At 68.5% G+C, this 2,267-nt stretch carries 2 protein-coding genes; one reads left to right on the top strand and one right to left on the bottom strand.

Going from position 1 to position 2,267, the window contains the following annotated elements:
• The coding region (locus tag AC08ON_RS14900; protein ID WP_476617177.1) for an NADPH-dependent FMN reductase at positions 1-357 on the top strand (357 nt) is incomplete at its 5' end.
• Between the two features lie 464 nt (positions 358-821).
• Here the strand turns inward: AC08ON_RS14900 and AC08ON_RS14895 are convergent.
• A complete protein-coding gene (locus AC08ON_RS14895) occupies positions 822-2,105 on the bottom strand; it encodes an L-2-hydroxyglutarate oxidase (RefSeq protein WP_476608003.1) in 1,284 nt (427 codons plus the stop codon).
• Between the last annotated feature and the right edge of the window lie 162 nt (positions 2,106-2,267).

The following is a 2,267-nucleotide window of genomic DNA, read 5'->3' as shown; positions in this document are numbered from 1 at the left end:
GGCCGTCACACCACGCGACCTTCGCGCAGCCCTGACAGTTACCCGGCCGTTCTCAAGAATGTCATCGACTGGCATTACACCGAGTGGCAGGCGAAGCCGGTGGGTTTCGTTTCCTACGGCGGCCAGGCGGGCGGCCTGCGCGCGGTGGAGCACCTGCGCCAGGTTTTCGCCGAGCTGCACGCGGTCACCATCCGCGGTACGGTCAGCTTCCACGGTGCCTGGGACCGGTTCCACGCCGATGGCACGCCCAAGGATCCCGAAGGCTGCAACACCGCTGCCCAGACCCTGATCAGGAAACTCGCGTGGTGGGCGGTCGCGCTCGCGGAGGCCAGGGAGAAGCGTCCCTACACGGTGTGAACGGCGGCCCTGCGCGGGTCTGCCGGTATACCGCCGTCGACGCATCCCGACGGCGGTATACCGGTGTCCGGTCCCTCCGGACGCGCCGCCCGGGGCGGGGGAGCCTCCGCTCCGGGCGGCCGGTCCCACCACGCCATTGCGCCATCCTCGACCAGAGGCCACATCGGCCTCAAGGAGCGAGAGGGAATCTGGACCCTGTCCGGGTTGATCGCTCGAGGAAAGGGGAGGACCGTGTCCCGGGAGCTGTCCGACTTCCACGACTGGTTTGAACTGCGGAGAGCCGCCAATACCTGTGTGGAATCAAGCGGTCACGGCGACGCGTGCTTCGCCAGTAAATCGTTGAAAACCTCGACCGGCTTCGCCCATCCCAGCGTCTGCCGTGGCCTGGTGGGCGGCCGCGTCGGGTTTGATGCACGGGTTGCCGCGGGATTGTCAATCTCGGGCTTGTCGGTTTCTCAGGCCGGTCAGCTGGCCCGTTCAGGAACGATTTTGCTGACGATGTGCTCAGCGATCGCCAACGACGCCGTCGCGCCGGGAGATGGCGCGTTACGGACATGCACGACTCGTCCGTTGTGGGACAGGACGAAGTCGTCGACGAGGCTACCGTCGCGGGCGACGGCCTGGGCCCGGACTCCTGCGGGGCCACGAACCACGTCGGTGGCCCGCAGCTCGGGGACATAGCGCCGGGCCTCGGCGACGAAGGCCCGCTTGCTCGCCGTGCGCAGCATCTCCTTGGCGCCGGTCTTCCAGTGGGTCTTCGCCATCTTGTGGAACCCCGGCCAGGCGAGCGTCCGTCGCAGGTCAGCGCCCTGGACGGTGCCGACCGTGTACCCCTCTCGGGCAGTGGCCAGCATCGCGTTCGGCCCGACCAGGATCTCCCCGTCGATGCGCTTGGTGAGATGGATACCGAGGAAGGGATATCGCGGATCCGGAACCGGATAGATCAGCCCATGGACGAGGCCACGCCGCTCGGGGCGCAGCAGCCAGTAGTCGCCCCGGAAGGGAACGATCTGCGGGGAGGCGTCCTCGCCGGTCAGTGTCGCCACCAGATCCGACTGCAGCCCGGCACAGGAGATCAGCAGGTCGAACGGCCCGACGCTTTCGGAGACGACGGCGACCCGGCCACCGTTGCGGGACGCCATCTCGTGATTGCCGTTGGGCCGCGCGCGCGCGGTTCCGGCGACCGTGAGGCGAAGGTGGACGCCGGCTGGACGATCCTCCACCCCGATCACTTCGGCTCCGGTGCGCACGGCCCCGCCAGCGGCGACGATCTCGGTACGCAGGGCCCGCGCGACCCCGGGATAGTCGACGATGGCGGTGGTGGGTGAGTGCAGGGCGGCGACCCCGCGGGCATGGGGTTCGACGGACCGCAGCTCGTCGGCGTCGAGCATCCGGGTCCGCGGTACGCCGTTCGCCGTCGCCCGCTTCTCGATCTCGGCCAACCGTTCGAGCTCGCTGTTGTCGACGGCGACCACGATCTTGCCGCACTCGTCGTACCGGATGCGGTGCGTGGCGCAGAACTCCCGCAGCAGCCCGACCCCACGGCGGCACAGGGTCGCTTTGAGCGAACCTGGGACGTAGTAGAGACCGGCGTGGACGACGCCGCTGTTGCGGCCGGTCTGATGCCGGGCGATGTCCTGTTCCTTCTCGAACACCGTCACGGCCGATCCCGGTTCGACCTGCCCGAGCCGACGGGCGACCGCCAGCCCGAGAATTCCACCGCCGATCACCGCGATGCGACCTACCACGCCCGTCCCCTGTCCGTCCGTCGAAAACGTGAATCCCGATCACGCCGATCGTACGAATCCAGTATCGGCGTGCACGGTATGTTACGAGCCGGTAGTCAGCCGGGTGTCCCGCGGGCTCAGTCGGTGTCCCGCGGGCTCAGCCGAAGAAGTGGCCGGGCGGGT

Source organism: Frankia sp. CoWAU3 (assembly GCF_977971855.1).
Note: the sequence above shows the minus strand (reverse complement) of the source record. Positions and strands in the feature narration are given on the sequence as shown.